Raw genomic sequence first — 16,494 nt, 5'->3', positions numbered from 1 at the left:
CTGGCGGGCCAGCGCCTCGAGAGGCGCCTTCGCGGGGTAACCGGAACCTACGCCTCCACCAGTCGAAAGGGAAGAGTCCATTTCGGCCGTGCCTGCCGCCCGGTTCCTATACCTTGCATATCTCGTGAATGCCGCAAATCGCCTGAACTCCCCATGCCTGACATACGGAGGACTGTTGATCGGATCCCGGTAAGTGGCCCGCATCCGGAGCGCGTCCAGCGTCCGCACGGGGCAGGGGCAGGAGCAGGGGCGGCTGCGTACGGCAGCGGCAGCGCCCGCACGGGCAGGGGCAGGGGCCAGACGCGGCTGCGTACGGCAGCGGCAGCGCCGGAGCGCGTCCAGCGTCCGCACGGGCAGGGACGGGGGGCAGAGGCGGCTGCGTACCGCGGAGGCAGCGCCGGAGCACGTCCAGCGCCCGCACGGACAGGGACGGGGGCAGAGGCAGCTGCGTGCGGCAGCGGCAGCGCCGGAGCGCGTCCAGCGCCCGCACGGACAGGGACGGGGGCAGAGGCAGCTGCGTACGACAGCGGCAGCAACCGGGACCTGGCGCCGGAAAGCCCCTCCCCCGCCCCTACGCCGACCGTTTCCGTGCAGCCGTCCTCTTCGCCGCCGTCTTCTTCTCCGGTGCCGCGCTCTTCGCGCTGGACCTTGCCGTGCTGTTCGCCGCCGTCGTGCTCTTCACCGCCGTGCTCTTCGCCGTCGTGCTCTTCCCCACCGTCTTCTTCGTCGGTTCCGTGGACCTGGAGGTCGACTTGCGGGCGGCCGCCGGCTTCTTGGCGGCGGCCGTCTTCTTCGCGGTGGACGTCGACTTCTTGCCCCCGGTCTCCTTGGGCGCCGCCCGGCGCCGGGGCAGTGGCCTGACCTCGGCCTCGTCACCGGAGGGCGCCGCGCCGCGCGACTCCCGGGCCGCCCGCACGCTGTTCTCCAGGGCCGCCATCAGGTCCAGCACCTTGCCCCCGGCGGCCGGTTCGGGCGCCTGCGGGGGTGCCTCGCCGGAGGCCTTCGCGGCGATGACCTGCTCCAGCGCCTCCTGGTACTCGTCGTGCAGGTCCGCCAGGTCGACCTCGCCGAGCGTGTCCATCAGGGCGTCCGCGAGGTCGAGTTCCTTGTCGCGGATGGTGACGTCGGTGTCCGGGGCCAGGCCCTCGGGGGCGCGTACCTCGTCCGGCCAGAGCAGCCCGTGCATGGCGATGGCCTCGCCGACCACGCGCAGCATGCCGAGGCGCTCCCGGCCGCGCAGCGCGAACTTGGCGATGGCGGCCTTGTTGCTGCGCTTGAGGGCTTCGCGCAGGAGTGTGTACGGCTTGGCCGCCGGGGCGCCGCTCGCCGCCAGGTAGTAGGCGGAGCCCATCTGCAGCGGGTCGATCCGCTCGGCCGGCACGAAGGCGACGATGTCGATCGTGCGGGCGGTCGGGATGGGCAGGTGGGAAAGATCCTCGTCGGTGATCGGGATGATCGTGCCGTCCGCGTCCTCGTATCCCTTGCCGATCTCGGCCTGGGTGACCTCGCGGTCCTCCAGTTCGCAGACCTTGCGGTAGCGGATGCGGCCGTTGTCCTCGGTATGGATCTGGCGGAAGGCGATCGAGTGGCTCTCTGTCGCGTTCACCAGCTTGATCGGGATGCTGACGAGTCCGAAGGAGATGGCGCCGTTCCATATCGATCGCACGTGCCGCACCCTCCCTTTCCCGTTTTTTCCGGTTCATCTGGGATTGTCATCTTATGACGCCTATCACGGAGGTGGAGGGGCGGCGGGTCGCGCTCAGCAACCTGGAGAAGGTCATCTATCCGGAGACCGGCTTCACCAAGGGAGAGCTGCTGCACTACTACGCGACCACCGCCGGTGCCCTGCTGCCGCATCTGCGCGACCGCGCGGTGTCGTTCCTGCGGTACCCGGACGGTCCCGAGGGGCAGCTGTTCTTCACCAAGAACGTGCCGCCGGGTACGCCCGACTGGGTCACGACCGCGAAGGTCCCCCGCTCGTCCTCGGGCGGACCGGCCCGGATGGTGGTCGTGCAGGACCTGCCGAGCCTGATGTGGGCGGCCAACCTGGTCACCGAGTTCCACACCCATCAGTGGCTGGTGCAGAGCCCGGACACGGCCGACCGGCTGGTCTTCGACCTCGACCCGGGCGCACCGGCGACCGTCGTCGACTGCTGCGAGGTCGCCCTGTGGCTGCGGGAGCGGCTCGCGGCGGACGGGATCGAGGCGCTGGTGAAGACGGCCGGCTCCAAGGGGCTGCACCTGCTGGCGGCGGTGCGCGGGAGTTCGCCGGAGCAGACGTCCGAGTACGCCAAGGCGCTGGCGGTGGAGGCGGAGCGGGCGATGCCGCGGCTCGTGGTGCACCGGATGACGAAGAGCCTCAGGCCGGGGAAGGTGTTCGTCGACTGGAGCCAGAACGCGGCCCGCAAGACCACCGCGGCGCCCTACACCCTGCGCGCCCGCGCGGCCCCGCTGGTGTCCGCGCCGGTGACCTGGGAGGAGGTCGAGGAGTGCGACAGCCCCGGCCGGCTGGAGTTCCTGGCCGACGACATGGCGGCGCGACTGCGCGACCACGGCGATCTGCTGGCGCCGCTGCTGGACCCCGCCACGGCGGCTCCGCTGCCCTGAGCTACACCCTCCCCCAGGTGTTCCGGTCCCGTGCCATCGCGTGCAGCGCCTCCACGTCCGCCGGTTTCAGCACCCCGCCCGGGCGGGCCAGCGCTTCCAGCTCCGGGTCCTGCAGGATCCGTATCCCCCGCGGCTCGGCGGTGACGGTCAGCTGGGCCGGGCCGGCCAGTGCCAGGACCGGGCGGACCTCGGCGGTCAGGGCGTAGGAGGCGCGGTCGGCGACGGAGCGCAGCCGGCGCAGCAGCGGCTCGGCCGCGCGGCGGCCCACCGTGACCATGGGGCCGGCGACGAGCACCCGGGTCTTGTGGGCGTACAGGGCCTGGACGGCGAACAGGCCGCCGGGGCCGATCAGCAGGTGGTGGATGCGGTCGCCGCCGGGGAGCGGTACGGAGTGCAGGGTGTGCCAGCCGGCGCCCTCGAGCCGGTCCAGGGCCTCGCCGACGGTCTGCTCGGCGGCCAGGGCGCGCCGGCGCGGGTCGGGGCGCAGCCGGTGGGCGGGGCCGGGGGCGCGGTCGAGGTCGACGAGCAGGGCCTCGCCGGGACGGTTGGGCGCCAGGTCGTCGTCCGGGTGCAGGGTCAGCCGGGCGAGTTCGGCCGGGGTGGGGACCGGCGGCGGGCCGACGGTGACCGGGCCGGTCAGGAATGGTTTCAGGGCCGCGAGGACATCGTCCCGGCTGTCTTCGCCGAGCAGGTTGACCCGGGCCGTCTCACGGTCGTACCAGGCGACGCTGCTTCCGTCCGGCCGGCAGACGTACAGCCGTTCCCGGCCGTGCCGGAAGGCCGGCACCACGCGCAGTCCGCTCATGCGCCATCACCCCTCGTCCATGGGAACAGGCGGGGTGCTCCCGGGGCAAGACCGGTTACCTTGGATGCGGGCCCTGCGAGGGGCAGTTGGGGAGGCGCCGGTGCGGACCCGCGGAGAGCAGCCCGACGTGCCGGTGCCGGAGTGCCCGTGGAGCGAGATCGTGCCCGGTCTGTGGATGGGTGGGCACGAGTTCCGGGGCCGTGCGGGGCGGCTGGAGGTCGCCGTCGTGGGTGCCGAGTTCGATCTGGTGCAGTCGCTGCTGCGGCTGCCGGGGTACGGGCCGGATCCGGGTGTGGAGCACCATGTGTGGCCGATCCCGGACGGCCCGCTGGACGGGACGCAGCTCGCCGGGGTGATGCGCCTGGCGGGCGCGGTGAACGAGGCGCTGGACGCCGGCCGCCGGGTGCTGGTGCGCTGTTACCACGGGTACAACCGCTCGGGCCTGGTCATCGCGCACGCCCTGGTGCAGCGGGGGCGCTCGCCCGACGAGGCGATCCGGCTGATCCGCGACCGGCGCTCGGCGTGGGCGCTGCACAACGAGCTGTTCGTGGAGTATCTGCGGGCGGGCCTGTCCACGGTACGGCTGCTGGAGGAGCTGGCCGAGTAGCCTCTCTCCCGGCCGCCGACCGGCTGCCGCGGAAACCGGTCCCCCGGTTTCCGGCCGCGGTTTCCGGCCCGGGTCTCCGGCCCCGCCCCGGATACTGGGACATCGGACGCCCCCGGGCTCCGGCCGCGACCGGACGCCCGGGAGACGGACGCTCCCCGGTCTTCGGCCGCGGCGAATGCCCCGAAACGGGCACTCGCCGCGACCGAGCAAAACGGACTTCTCTCGGAATCTTGGAACACTTGCATACGAAACGACGAATTAAGGTGGACGGGCCCCGACCGATCCCGACGCCCCCAGGAGCACCGTGTCATCCCGCCGCCTGCAGCGCACCGCCCTCGCCGTGACCGCCGTCGCCCTGCTGTCGGCGACGGCGACGGCCTGCGGGGACACCGGCGCACTGCAGGGCGCGGGGTCCACCCCGACCGCGGTCAGCCCCGCCCGGCTCTGGCCGGACCTCAGGCCGGCGTCCAGTCCCGCCTACCCCTACGACGTGGCGACCAGGGCGATCGTCGAGGGGGTGCGGGTGCCCGGTGACGACATCCGCAGGGTCGACCCGGTGGACGTCGTGGAGGCGGAGATCAAGGCGCATCCCGACGACTACGCCGGCAAAGGCGCCTACGGCGGGACCCCGGACCGGATGAAGGAGTGCCGGGCGGGCGGGGACGAGGCGCGCTGCCCGCTGCTGAAGCCGTACTACCGCGATCTCACCGGGGACGGCAAGGCCGATCTGACGCTCGGCTTCCGGCTCTACCCGACGAACCAGACGGGGGTGCGGGTCTACACCGTGGAGAAGCACCGGCTCGTGCAGGTGCTGTCGGACAACGACGCGATCATCGGGGTGGAGCTGGCCGACCGGGCGCTGATCGAACGCTCCCCGGCCGACATCTCCGGCTACGAGTACCGCACCACGTGGGTGTGGGATCCCCATGAGCGCGCGATGACGTTCTCCCGCGACGAGTACCTGCACACCGACGGCCGCCGGCACGGCAAGAAGCCGGCGCCGTCGCCCTCCCCGTCGGTCAGCCCGTCCGCGAGCACGCGGTGAGACCGGGGCTGCCCCAGTGGGCCGGCACGCTCGCCGTGAAGGCCGCCGCGTTCATCACGGTGATGTGCTGTGCGCTGGCCGCGCTGCTCGGCGTCCTGGTGCACGTCTCGGTGACCAACCAGACCGTCGGCCAGGCCCGCGACCTCGCGCTGTCCCGGCTCGCGGACGCGACCGAGGCGTACGAGGCCGGGGACCGGCTGCTGCCGGGTGCCGGGGTCGACCCCGGGGGGCTGCCCGCGCCGCTGCGGTCCCTGGCGGCGGCCGGCGAGCGCGGCACGATGGTGTCGAGGCACCGGGGGCACCCGACGATGTGGGCGGCCGGTCCGGCGGCCGGGCACCGGGCCCTCGCCGTGGAGGTCGACTACTCCCAGCAGTCGGGCACCATCGCCGGGCTCGACAACGCGATCCTGTGGTCCTCCGTGCTCGCCATCGGGGCGACGGTGCTGGTCGGCGTGTTCGCGGTGACCCGGGTGACCCGGCGGCTGCACGGCACCGCGCGGGTGGCGCGGCGGATCAGCGCCGGGGACCTGGACGCCCGGGTGCACGACCCGCGTACGCGGGATGCCAGCCGCCCGCAGGACGAGGTGGCCGCGGTGGCGGCGGCCCTGGACACCATGGCGTCGTCGCTGCAGGGCAAGCTGCTGAGCGAGCAGCGGTTCACCGCGGACGTGGCGCACGAGCTGCGCACCCCGCTGACCGGGCTGCACGCGGCGGCCGAGCTGCTGCCGCCGGGCCGCCCGACCGAGCTGGTCCGGGACCGGGTGGCGGCGCTGCGCACGCTCACCGAGGACCTGCTGGAGATCTCCCGGCTGGACACCGGCCGGGAGCGGCTGGAGGCCGACACCGAGGGGCTGGGGGCGCTGGCCGGGCGGGTGGTCCGGGCGTCGGGCACGGACACCGAGGTGCGGATCGTGCGGGACCAGCGCGTGGAGACCGACCGGCGGCGGCTGGAGCGGGTGCTGGGCAACCTGGTGGCCAACGCGCACAAGCACGGCCACCCTCCGGTCGTGCTGACCGTGGACGGGCCCGTCGTGACCGTGCGGGATCACGGGGCCGGATATCCGGAGTACCTCGTGACCCACGGGCCGCAGCGCTTCCGCACGGAGGGCGGGTCCAAGGGCCACGGCCTCGGGCTGACCATCGCCCTGGGCCAGGCGGAGGTCCTGGGTGCCCGGCTCTGCTTCGGCAACGCGGCGGACGGGGGCGCGGTGGCGACACTGACGTTGCCCGCGGCCGAGGAGGAGTGAGGGGCGGGGGGTGCCCGGGGCAGGGGGTCGGGCCCGAAGGGGCTGACGCCGATGCCGGGAGTCCGGGTACGGGTGCCACGGGGCTGCCCTGTCCGGCTCCGCCGGTTTCGACGGAGCCGGCGCCCCCCCACTGTCCGGCTCCGCCGAAGCCGGCGCTCCGCAAGTCGGCGCTCCCCCGCCCGGCTCCGCCGGAGCCGGGGCTCGCCACGCGGGGGTGATGGGCTTGGGGCGCAAGACGTCACGTTTGGGTAGGTTCCGGGCATGACGAACGCCGGAACCACCGTGGCGGCGGCCCAGGCGCCCGCGCGTGCCGTACGCCTCCCCCGGCGCCGGGGCGTCGAACTCGCGCTGATCGTGCTGGCGGTGCTGCTGTCCGTGTACGGCTACTGCGCGGTGGGTCTGGCGCGCACCGGTACCGTCCCGCCGGGTGCCGTCGGCTACGGCGCCGGACTCGGGGTGCTCGCCCTGTTCGCGCACATCGCGGTCCGTGTCCGGGCGCCGTACGCCGATCCGCTGCCGCTGCCGATCGGCGTGCTGCTCAACGGGCTCGGGCTGGTGCTGATCTACCGGCTGGACCTGGAGACCCCGGGCGACCGGGCGGCCCCCACCCAGCTGGTGTGGTCGACGCTCGGGGTGGGACTGTTCATCGCTGTCGTCCTTGTGCTGCGCGACCACCGCATCCTCCAGCGGTACTCGTACGTGTGCGTGGTCGCGGCGCTGGCGCTCCTGCTGCTGCCGATCCTCTTCCCGGCGGTCAACGGCGCCCGCATCTGGATCCGCGTCGCCGGATTCTCCATCCAGCCGGGCGAGTTCGCGAAGGTGCTGCTGGCGGTGTTCTTCGCCGCCTATCTGGCCGACAACCGCAACGCCCTCGCGTACACCGGCCGCCGGGTGTGGCGGATGCAGTTCCCGACCGGGCGGGTGCTCGGCCCGATCGTGACGATCTGGCTGCTGAGCGTCGGCGTGCTCGTGCTGGAGCGCGATCTGGGGACCTCGCTGCTGTTCTTCGGCCTCTTCGTGGTGCTGCTGTACGTCGCCACCGGCCGTACCGGCTGGATCGCGGTCGGGCTGGTGCTGGCGGTCCTCGGCGCGGTCGCCGTCGGCCGTGTCGAGCCGCACGTGAACGGCCGGATCGAGGACTGGCTGCACCCGTTCGCCACCATCGAGGCCGGACTGGGGCCCAACCAGCTCTCCCAGTCGCTGTTCGCCTTCGCGGCCGGCGGCTTCCTCGGCACCGGGCTCGGGCTCGGGCACTCCATCCTCATCGGCTTCGCCGTGAAGTCGGACTTCATCCTGGCAACGGCGGGCGAGGAGCTGGGCCTTGCGGGGCTCGCGGCGATCATCCTGCTGTACGCCCTGCTCGTGGAGCGCGGCTACCGGGCGGGGCTGGCCCTGCGCGAGCCGTTCGGCCGGCTGCTCGCGGTGGGGCTGGCCTCCATCCTCGCGCTGCAGGTGTTCGTGATCGCGGGCGGGGTCACCGGGCTGATCCCGCTGACCGGCATGGCGATGCCGTTCCTCGCCCAGGGCGGCTCCTCCGTGGTCACCAACTGGGCGATCGTGGCCCTGCTGATCCGGGTGAGCGACTCGGCACGCAGCCAGTACGACGGGCAGGAGGCCCCGTGACCGACTACTCCGGCGGACGGCCGATGGCCCGGTACATCCGGCACGCCTGCGCGTTCTGCACCCTGCTGCTGGCGGCCCTGCTGGTCAACGCGGCCCGCGTGCAGCTGGTGCAGTCGCGCCGCTACGACGACAACCCGGCCAACCGGCGCCCCACGATCGCCCGTTACCAGCAGCCGCGCGGGGACATCCTGGTCGGCGGCGAGCCGGTCACCGGGTCCGTGGACACCGGGGAGCAGCTGCGCTACGAACGCACCTACCGGGACGGCCCGTTGTTCGCCCCGGTCACCGGCTTCGCCTCGCAGATGTACGGCACCACCTTCCTGGAGCACAGCCACGACGGGCTGCTCTCCGGCACCGATCCGATGCTGTCGCCGCTGCCCCTGTGGAACGACGTGACGCGCAAGCGGAGTCCGGGCGGGGACGTCGTGACGACCCTGAACCGCCGGGCGCAGGAGGCGGCGTACCGGGGTCTGGCCGGGCGCAAGGGCGCGGTCGCGGCGATCGAGCCGGCCACGGGCCGGGTGCTGGCCCTGGTGACCAGCCCGTCGTACGACCCCTCGGCGCTCTCCGGCAACGGCGAGGCGGTGTCGTCCGCGTGGGCGCGGCTCAACCACGATCCGGAGAAGCCGATGCTCAACCGGGCGGTGCGGCAGACGTATCCGCCGGGTTCGACGTTCAAGGTGGTCACCGCGGCGGCGGCGCTGGACGCCGGCGTGGTTCAGGATCCGGACGCGCGGACGGACTCGCCCGACCCGTACCGGCTGCCGGGCACCACGACCCGGCTCACCAACGAGGCAGACGGCTGCCGTGACGCCTCACTGCGGACGGCCTTCGAGTGGTCGTGCAACACGGTGTTCGCCAAGCTGGGCGTGGACGTGGGCGTCGCCGACATGACGGCCACGGCACGGGCGTTCGGGTTCAGCGACACCGGGCTGCGCATCCCGTTCTCCGTCTCGCCCAGCACCTTCGACAGCCACGTGGACAAGGCGCAGCTGGCGCTGTCCTCGATCGGGCAGTACAACACGCGGGCCACGCCGTTGCAGATGGCGATGGTGGCGGCGGCGGTGGCGGGTGACGGGCAGCTGCGGACGCCGTATCTGGTGGAGCGGACCACCCGCAAGGGCGGGGAGACGGTCGCGGGGGCCGGGCCGCGTCCGGTCCGACAGGTCATGCGGCTGTCGACGGCCGCCCGGCTGAAGGAGCTGATGACCGACGTGGTCGAGGAGGGCACCGGTACGCAGGCGGCCATCCCCGGCGCCATCGTCGGCGGCAAGACCGGCACCGCCCAGCACGGGGTCGGCAACACCGGTGTGCCGTACGCCTGGTTCGTCTCCTGGGCGCAGGCCGACGACGCCGTGGAGCCGGGGGTGGCGGTCGCGGTGGTGGTGGAGGACGCCTCGGCGGACCGCGGTGAGATCAGCGGCGGCGGGGACGCGGCACCGATCGCGAAGGACGTGATGCGGGCGGTTCTCGGCCTGTGAGAGGGGGCGCCGGCCGCGGGACGGGACGCGGCCGCGCGCCGAGGGCGTGGGACGGGGACGGCCGCGCCGCGGGACGGGACGCGGCCGCGCCGGGGGCGTGGGACGGGGACATCGGCCGCGCCGAGGGCGTACGGGCCGGTGGCACCGGTACGCCCTCGCACCCGCCGCGGTCGTCCGCGTGCGGCCGCGCGGCCGCACGCGGTCAGCCGATCGGCTCGACCATCTCCGAGCGGATCTTGACGGTCCTCCTGGCGAGCGCCTCCAGGTCCACGTCCGACGGGCTCTGCGCCACGGCGGCCGTGGTCACCTCGGCGATCGTGGCACCCGTGTTGCCGTCGGCCCAGGCGCACATGGGCAGGGTCACCTTGGTGCCGAGCTGGTCCTGGGTCAGCACCTGGCAGCTGATCGTGACGTCCAGGTCGAACTCCTTCGGCGGCACGGCGACCGTCGCGCTGCCGCTCCCGGCGGCGCCCTTCATCATGTTCCTGCGCGCCGCGTCGCTGTTCTTGAACCGGCCGTACATGCCCGACACCACCAGGGTGCCCTTCGTCCCGTCACCGCCCGCGGTGTAGGTGCCGACGACACCGTGGGTGTCCTTGGCGTCCCAGGCGCCGTCCGCCTCGGACTCGATCTTCCTGCCCTCGGACGCGGACATGTCCTGGCTCAGTCGGTACTGCCCGTCCAGCAGCGACTTGGGCAGGGTGAGCTTGTTCTCGGCCGCGGGGAAGCCGCTGTCGGCCAGGACGCCGATCAGGACGAGCGCCGCGACGGCCGCCGCGATCACACCGCCCACGATCCCGAGCACCAGACCGACCCGGCGCTTCTTCGGGGGCGGCGCCAGGGGCGGCGCACCCCAGGCGGGGTACGGCTGCTGGGGGTGGGCCTGCTGCGGGGGGTACGGCTGCTGGGGGTACGGCGCGCCGTACGGACCCGGGGCGGCCTGCGGGGGCTGCTGGCCGTACGGGGGCTGCGGAGGCTGCTGACCGTACGGAGGCTGGGGCTGATACGGATGCTGCGGCGGCTGTGGCGGCGGAGGCATGGACACGCCAGCACGCTACTGCACACGGGTGAACGGCCGGAAACCGCGCCCCGATTCACCCTTTCCCGCCCGCTACGGCCAGTCCCCTCTCCCTGCGCACGGCTCCCCGTCCCCGCGCCCGCTTCGACCGCCCTCTCGCATCTCGGCCACCCGTCCCCGCGCTCGCTTCGACCGCCCTCTCGTGTCTCGGCCACCCGTCCCCGCTCCGGCGCCGCGAAGCGTTCCGTGGATGCGGAGTCAACAAGTCCCGCGCGAGGGATTGACGACCTTGCTGACAGGCAGTCTCATAAGAGGCGGACGACGTACCCCCGGGTAACGAGGTGAGGGAGCCATGACGACCCTGACGGAAGCGGACGCGCTGGACGGCCTGCGCGACGCGCTCGGCCTGCTCAAGGACCGGGAGCAGGTGGCCGAACGGCTGCTGGTCTCCTCAGCCAAGCACTCCTTCGACCCGGACAGGGAGCTGGACTGGGACGCACCCTTCGAGGAGGGCAAGTGGTTCTGGCCGCCGGAGCTGGTGTCGCTGTACGGCACCCCGATGTGGAAGCGGATGAGCGAGGAACAGCGCATCCTGCTCTCCCAGCACGAGGCGGCCGCCCTGGCCTCGCTCGGCATCTGGTTCGAGATCATCCTGATGCAGCTGCTCGTCCGGCACATCTACGACAAGGCGGCGACGAGCGCGCACGTGCGGTACGCGCTCACCGAGATCGAGGACGAGTGCCGGCACTCGAAGATGTTCGCGCGGCTGATCTCGCGGGGCGGCACGCCCTGGTACCCGGTGAGCCGCGCCCACCTGAACCTCGGCCGCCTGTTCAAGACCGTCTCGACGACCCCCGGCTCCTTCACGGCCACGCTGCTCGGCGAGGAGATCCTGGACTGGATGCAGCGGCTGACGTTCCCCGACGAGCGGGTGCAGCCGCTGATCCGGGGCGTCACGCGCATCCACGTGGTCGAGGAGGCGCGCCACGTCCGGTACGCCCGTGAGGAGCTGCGGCGCCAGATGGTGACCGCCCCGAAGTGGTCCCAGGAGTTCACCCGGGTCACGTCCGGGGAGTTCGCGCGGGTGTTCTCGGTCGCCTTCGTGAACCCGGACGTGTACGCGAACGTGGGCCTCGACAAGCGGGAGGCCATGGCCCAGGTGAAGGCGAGCGCGCACCGCCGGGAGGTCATGCAGACGGGCGCGAAGAAGCTGACCGACTTCCTGGACGACATCGGGGTGCTGCGGGGCGTCGGACGGCGGCTGTGGAAGTCCTCGGGCCTGCTGGCCTGAGACGGAGGATCCACGGCGCCGGCGGACGGCGTGCAGCGGGGCGCCGGGCGCCGTGCAGGGTGGCCTCGGGCGCCGTACAGCGTGGCCTCGAACGGCGTGCAGCGGGGCGTCGGGCGCCATACAACGGGACGTCGGGCGCCGTACCGCGGGGCGTCGCAGGGCGGGCGGCCGCCCCGCTCCCGTGGCCGTACGGCGATTAGGCTGCCCGTCATGACCCCGGCCGCCACCCCCGCGTACCGCCGCCTGAGCGTCGAGGAACGCCGTAGCCAGCTCCTCACCGCCGCGCTGTCCCTCTTCGCGCACCGCGCCCCCGAGGACGTGTCGCTGGACGACGTGGCGGAGGCGGCCGGGGTCTCCCGTCCGCTGGTGTACCGCTACTTCCCCGGCGGCAAGCAGCAGCTGTACGAGGCCGCCCTCCGGTCCGCCGCCGAGGAGCTCCGGCAGTGCTTCGACGAACCCCGCGAGGGTCCGCTGCTGCCCCGGCTGTCCCACGCCCTCGACCGCTATCTGACCTTCGTGGACGAGCACGACACCGGCTTCAGCGCGCTGCTGCAGGGCGGCAGCGTGGTGGAGACGTCCCGGACGACCGCCATCGTGGACGGGGTGCGCCGGGCCGCCGCCGAGCACATCTACAGCCACCTCGGCGTTCCCGCACCGGGCCCGCGGCTGCGCATGACGGTCCGGACCTGGATCACGGCCGTGGAGGCGGCCTCGCTGATCTGGCTGGACGAGGACAAGCAGCCCCCGGTCGAGGAGCTGCGCGACTGGCTGGTGGAGCAGTTCGTCGCCGTCCTCACGGTCACCGCGGGACGGGACCCGCAGACGGCGGCCGTCGTCGGCGCGCTCGCCGGGGAAGGCTGAGACTGGAGCCGTGAAGAGCCAGGACATCCCCTTCGAGGACGGCCCCATGGACGGGCGCGTGCTGCCCGTACTGCTCGGCCCCACCGGACACCCCCCGAAGACGTACCGCATCCCCGTCCCGGACTCCGGAGGCGGGTCGCCCACCGTGCTGGTCTACCGCCGGGTGCCCCGGGGGCACAGCAAGCGGCTCGGACTGGTCCAGGGGTGGAAGTACCGGTACGACCCGGACGACACCTCCGGCGGCCGGCTCAGGTGGCCCTGGTCCAAGCCGGACGTCCCGCCGTTCGGCAAGCCGGATGACGCGAACGGGTGAAAGCGCTGCGCCGAACCGCGCACACGTCACACATAACGGGCACCTTCACGTCTGATTATCGGGTTGCCACGAGAGGCGGGGAGTCCGCTTCCGCCGCACCGGAGGTGATGACGTGTCAGGAAGGCTTCTCCGTCTGGCCTGTACCGCCGCGATGGCGGCCCAGGCCGTCCTCGCGCCGGTGCCGGCGGTGGCCGCACCGGCCTCGGAGCAGTCCGTCTCGCAGCTGCTGACGGACCTTCAGCAGCTGTACCGGAAGACCGAACAGGCCACCGAGACCTACAACGCCACCGCCGTCGGACTCGCCCGGCAGCGCGCCGAGGTGGCCCGGCTGGACGGCGAACTGGCCCGCGCCCGCCTCGCCCTGCGGGGCAGCCGGACCGACGCCGGCCGCCTGGCCCGCCAGCAGTACCAGAACAGCGGCGGCCTCGGCCCCTACCTCCGCCTGCTCCTCGCCCGCGACCCGCAGCACGCCCTGGAAGAGGGGCACGTCATCGGCGAGCTGACGCGCGAGCACGCCCGGACGGTGACCCGGCTGACCGCCGCGGAGAAGCGGGCGGACACCCTGGCCCGGTCGGCCCGCAAGGCGCTCGACACCCAGCTCACCCTCGCGGACCGGCAGCGGAAGCAACGCGACGACGTCCAGGCCAGGCTGGGGGACGTCGAACGCCTGCTGGCCTCCCTCACCCCGGCCCAGCTCGCCGCGGTGGCCCGGCTGGAGCAGCAGGGGGTGGACGAGGCCCAGCGGAAGCTCACCACCGCCGGCGCCCTGCCGACGGACCGCCCGGCCTCCGGCGAGGGCGACCGCGCCGTCCACTACGCCATGGACCAGCTCGGCAAGCCCTACCGGTGGGGGGCCCAGGGTCCCTCGGCGTACGACTGCTCGGGCCTGACCTCGCAGGCCTGGGAGCACGCGGGCACACCGATCCCCCGCACCAGCCAGGAGCAGTGGCGCCGGCTCGAGCACATCCCGCTGAAGGAGCTGCGCCCCGGTGACCTCGTCGTCTACTTCCCCGAGGCGACGCACGTGGCGATGTACGTCGGCGACGGCAAGGTCGTACAGGCGCCGAGGCCGGGCGAGCGGGTGAAGCTCTCGCCCCTGGCCTCCTATCCGGTCCTGGGCGCGGTGCGCCCGGACGAACCGCCGGGAGCACGGGGCACCGCGCGACCGGCCACGGACGGCCCCACGCCGGCGGCCCGCCCCCGCCCGGCCGCCGCTCAGGCCCCGGCGACCGGGGCCGGGTAGGCCTGCGTCCCGTCCGGCCCGGAGAGGCGGACCGGCGGCCCCGCACGGCCGCTGCCGCCGGTCGCCACCGGACCCACGGCGGCTCCCGCCACGACGGTCCCCGCACGCGGCGACCGATCGGCCCGGGCGGGGTACCCGTCCCTCTCCCCCCGGGGCGGGGCGTCGGTCAGTCCCGGAATCCGTTCTCGTGGAGGATCTCGTCGATACGCCTTCGATGGGCCTCTTCCCAGGCTTCGAGGGATCGGGCCGCCTCTTCGGCGAGCTTCGCCCGGGCCGCGAGGAGCACCTCGTCCCGGTGGGCGCCGGGAACGACCACGAGGCCCTCTTCGTCGGCCACCACGATGTCGCCGGGGTCCACCTTCACACCGCCGCACCGGACCGGGAGGTTCAGCCTGTCGACGGCCGCCTTGGTCCCGGGGACGGGGATCACCCCCCGGGCGAAGACGGGAAAGCCGATCTCGCGCGCCTCCGCGACATCGCGGATCACCCCGTCGAGCACGAATCCCGAGATGCCCCGACGCTGGGCGACGGCGCAGACGTTCCCCCCGGCGAGTGCGTAGTCGACATCACCCGACTCGACGACGATGACCGAACCCGGCTCCGCGCGGTAGATGGCGGCGTGCAGCATGAGGTTGTCGCCAGGGGGGCACCGCACGGTGAAGGCGGGGCCCGCCAGGCGCGGCATCGAGGACCACAGGGGGCGGATGCCGATGTCCATGACCTGCGCCCGGCCCAGGAGGTCGGCGAGGGTGGTGGGCGGGATGCTCGCGAATGCGCCGGCGTCGCTGATGTTCTCCTCCTTCGTCCCCCGTACGCGAGGAACAGCGGCTGACCTTGCCTCAGCGCCCGTGGCCGCCCTCTGGCCGGACGGTCGAAGCGCTCACAGGACAGCCTGCCGGGGCGGAAATCTTGACGTCAAGATGAAAGCGGGAGTCGTCGCTCTGGTGACGCCATGGAGGCGGCGGCGACCGGGAATGCGTCGGGCCACCCCCGGGCCGCATCCGGGCGTCCGGGGGTGGCCGACGCCGACTGTCGACGACAGCCCGACGGCGGGCCGGAGAACTGTCAGCGGACTGTCACGCCTCGGTGACCGACGCCAGGTAGGCGCCCGTCTTCTCCGGGTCGTAGAAGAAGTTCTCGAAGTCGCCCGGGTCGTTGAACGCGTTGGCGAAGCGGTCGGCGACCGGCTGCAGCTGGCCGGCCGCGCCGATCAGGTTGAGGACGTGCTCCGGCGGGGGCGCCAGCATCGCGTTCGTCCACTTGGTGACGTGCTGGGCGGTGGTCCAGTAGCGGTCGAAGGTGGCGCGCATCCACTCCTCGTCGAAGGGCTTGTCGTCCCGCTCCAGGATGGACGCGAGGTAGGCGGCCGCGCACTTGGCCGCGGAGTTGGAGCCCTGCCCGGTGATCGGGTCGTTGGCGACGACCACGTCGGCCACGCCGAGGACCAGACCGCCACCGGGCAGCCGGCCGACGGGGTTGCGGACGGTCGGCGCGTAACGGCCGGCCAGCGTGCCGCCGGCGTCCGTGAGTTCGACCTTCGTCGCCCGCGCGTACTCCCAGGGCGTGAACCTCTCCATGAGTTCCAGGGTCAGGGAGAGGTGCTCGGCCGGGTCCTTGATGCCCTTGAACGCGTCGAGCGGGCCGCCGGGTATGCCCTCCCAGAACAGGATGTCGGCCCGGCCGGAGGTGGTGAACGTCGGCATGATGAACAGCTCGCCGACCCCGGGGACCAGGTTGCAGCGGACCGCGTCGAACTCCGGGTGCTCCGGGCGCGGGCCGAGCCCGTGGACGTACGCCACGGCGAGGGCGCGCTGCGGCTCGGCGTACGGGGAGCGCTCCGGGTCCCGGGCGAACATCGACACCAGCTCGCCCTTGCCCGCCGCGACCAGGACGAGGTCGTAGGTGCGGGAGAAGTAGTCGAGGTCGCCGACCGCCGCGCCGTGGATGACCAGCTGGCCGCCGCGCTGGGCGAAGGTGTCCATCCAGCCGGCCATCTTCACGCGCTGGTCGACCGACTGCGCGTACCCGTCCAGCCTGCCCACCCAGTCGATCGCCCGCTGCGTGGGGCCCGGGTCGTGCGAGCCGGGGGCCGCGACCGAGACGCCGAGCCCCTCGATCTTCGGGGCCTGGGACTCCCAGAAGTTCAGCTGGAGATCGCGCTCGTGCTGCAGGGCGGTGTGGAACATGCACTGCGTCGACATGACCCGGCCGGAGCGGATCTCGTCCGCGGTCCGGTTCGACATCAGGGTGACCTCGTAACCGTGCGACTGCAGGCCGAGAGCGAGCTGGAGTCCGGACTGGCCGGCTCCGACGACGAGTATCTTCCGCATGCGGGTGGTTCTCCTACGGGTGG

The 16,494-nt window shown here is 73.1% G+C and carries 15 protein-coding genes; 10 read left to right on the top strand and 5 right to left on the bottom strand.

Features of this window, described 5'->3' with window-relative positions:
• Nucleotides 1-571 precede the first annotated feature (571 nt).
• Nucleotides 572-1,666, bottom strand: a complete 1,095-nt coding sequence (gene ku, locus ABVB68_RS13040) for a non-homologous end joining protein Ku (protein ID WP_353601118.1) — start codon at nt 1,664-1,666, stop codon at nt 572-574.
• Between the two features lie 53 nt (nt 1,667-1,719).
• On the opposite strand from ku, the gene ligD reads away from it, so the two are divergent.
• A complete protein-coding gene (ligD, locus tag ABVB68_RS13035; RefSeq protein WP_353601117.1) occupies nt 1,720-2,607 on the top strand; it encodes a non-homologous end-joining DNA ligase in 888 nt (295 codons plus the stop codon).
• 1 nt (nt 2,608) lies between these two features.
• On the opposite strand, the gene ABVB68_RS13030 is transcribed toward ligD, so the two are convergent.
• Nucleotides 2,609-3,412, bottom strand: a complete 804-nt coding sequence (locus ABVB68_RS13030; protein WP_353601116.1) for a nuclease-related domain-containing protein — start codon at nt 3,410-3,412, stop codon at nt 2,609-2,611.
• A gap of 100 nt (nt 3,413-3,512) precedes the next feature.
• Between ABVB68_RS13030 and ABVB68_RS13025 the strand changes: the two genes are divergently transcribed.
• The 5 genes from ABVB68_RS13025 to ABVB68_RS13005 all read left to right on the top strand — a co-directional run bounded on the left by ABVB68_RS13025 (nt 3,513) and on the right by ABVB68_RS13005 (nt 9,415).
• Nucleotides 3,513-4,019, top strand: a complete 507-nt coding sequence (locus tag ABVB68_RS13025; RefSeq protein ID WP_353601115.1) for a protein-tyrosine phosphatase family protein — start codon at nt 3,513-3,515, stop codon at nt 4,017-4,019.
• A gap of 304 nt (nt 4,020-4,323) precedes the next feature.
• On the top strand, nt 4,324-5,064 hold the full coding sequence (locus tag ABVB68_RS13020; RefSeq protein WP_353601114.1) for a hypothetical protein: 741 nt from the start codon (nt 4,324-4,326) through the stop codon (nt 5,062-5,064).
• On the top strand, nt 5,061-6,311 hold the full coding sequence (locus tag ABVB68_RS13015; RefSeq protein WP_353601113.1) for an ATP-binding protein: 1,251 nt from the start codon (nt 5,061-5,063) through the stop codon (nt 6,309-6,311). The genes ABVB68_RS13020 and ABVB68_RS13015 overlap by 4 nt, the downstream gene beginning before the upstream one ends.
• A gap of 261 nt (nt 6,312-6,572) precedes the next feature.
• Nucleotides 6,573-7,934: an FtsW/RodA/SpoVE family cell cycle protein gene (locus ABVB68_RS13010; protein ID WP_353601112.1), complete on the top strand. Its 1,362-nt coding sequence runs from the start codon at nt 6,573-6,575 to the stop codon at nt 7,932-7,934.
• A 23-nt stretch (nt 7,935-7,957) separates the two neighbouring features.
• Nucleotides 7,958-9,415, top strand: a complete 1,458-nt coding sequence (locus ABVB68_RS13005; RefSeq protein ID WP_353601242.1) for a penicillin-binding transpeptidase domain-containing protein — start codon at nt 7,958-7,960, stop codon at nt 9,413-9,415.
• Between the two features lie 202 nt (nt 9,416-9,617).
• Here ABVB68_RS13005 and ABVB68_RS13000 read toward each other — a convergent pair whose 3' ends face one another.
• Complete coding sequence (locus tag ABVB68_RS13000) at nt 9,618-10,460, bottom strand: hypothetical protein (protein WP_353601111.1); 843 nt, start codon at nt 10,458-10,460, stop codon at nt 9,618-9,620.
• A 325-nt stretch (nt 10,461-10,785) separates the two neighbouring features.
• Here ABVB68_RS13000 and ABVB68_RS12995 point away from each other — a divergent pair, with 325 nt between their 5' ends.
• From ABVB68_RS12995 to ABVB68_RS12980, 4 genes are all read left to right on the top strand, one after another.
• A complete protein-coding gene (locus ABVB68_RS12995) occupies nt 10,786-11,724 on the top strand; it encodes an AurF N-oxygenase family protein (RefSeq protein ID WP_353601110.1) in 939 nt (312 codons plus the stop codon).
• A 210-nt stretch (nt 11,725-11,934) separates the two neighbouring features.
• Nucleotides 11,935-12,585, top strand: a complete 651-nt coding sequence (locus ABVB68_RS12990) for a TetR/AcrR family transcriptional regulator (RefSeq protein ID WP_353601109.1) — start codon at nt 11,935-11,937, stop codon at nt 12,583-12,585.
• Nucleotides 12,586-12,595: 10 nt separating this feature from the next.
• Nucleotides 12,596-12,898, top strand: coding sequence for a DUF8847 domain-containing protein (locus tag ABVB68_RS12985; RefSeq protein ID WP_353601108.1), 303 nt, complete (start codon nt 12,596-12,598; stop codon nt 12,896-12,898).
• A gap of 112 nt (nt 12,899-13,010) precedes the next feature.
• Nucleotides 13,011-14,141, top strand: a complete 1,131-nt coding sequence (locus ABVB68_RS12980) for a C40 family peptidase (protein WP_353601107.1) — start codon at nt 13,011-13,013, stop codon at nt 14,139-14,141.
• A 166-nt stretch (nt 14,142-14,307) separates the two neighbouring features.
• On the opposite strand, the gene ABVB68_RS12975 is transcribed toward ABVB68_RS12980, so the two are convergent.
• Nucleotides 14,308-14,931 carry an RraA family protein gene (locus ABVB68_RS12975; RefSeq protein WP_353601241.1) on the bottom strand — a complete coding sequence of 208 codons (624 nt, stop codon included), beginning with the start codon at nt 14,929-14,931 and terminating at the stop codon, nt 14,308-14,310.
• A gap of 286 nt (nt 14,932-15,217) precedes the next feature.
• Complete coding sequence (locus ABVB68_RS12970; protein ID WP_353601106.1) at nt 15,218-16,471, bottom strand: styrene monooxygenase/indole monooxygenase family protein; 1,254 nt, start codon at nt 16,469-16,471, stop codon at nt 15,218-15,220.
• Nucleotides 16,472-16,494 lie beyond the last annotated feature (23 nt).

Origin of the sequence: Streptomyces sp. NPDC096012 (genome assembly GCF_040426375.1) — a bacterium.
Taxonomy (GTDB): Bacteria; Actinomycetota; Actinomycetes; order Streptomycetales; family Streptomycetaceae; genus Streptomyces.
This window is presented reverse-complemented; position numbering and strand designations above follow the sequence as displayed.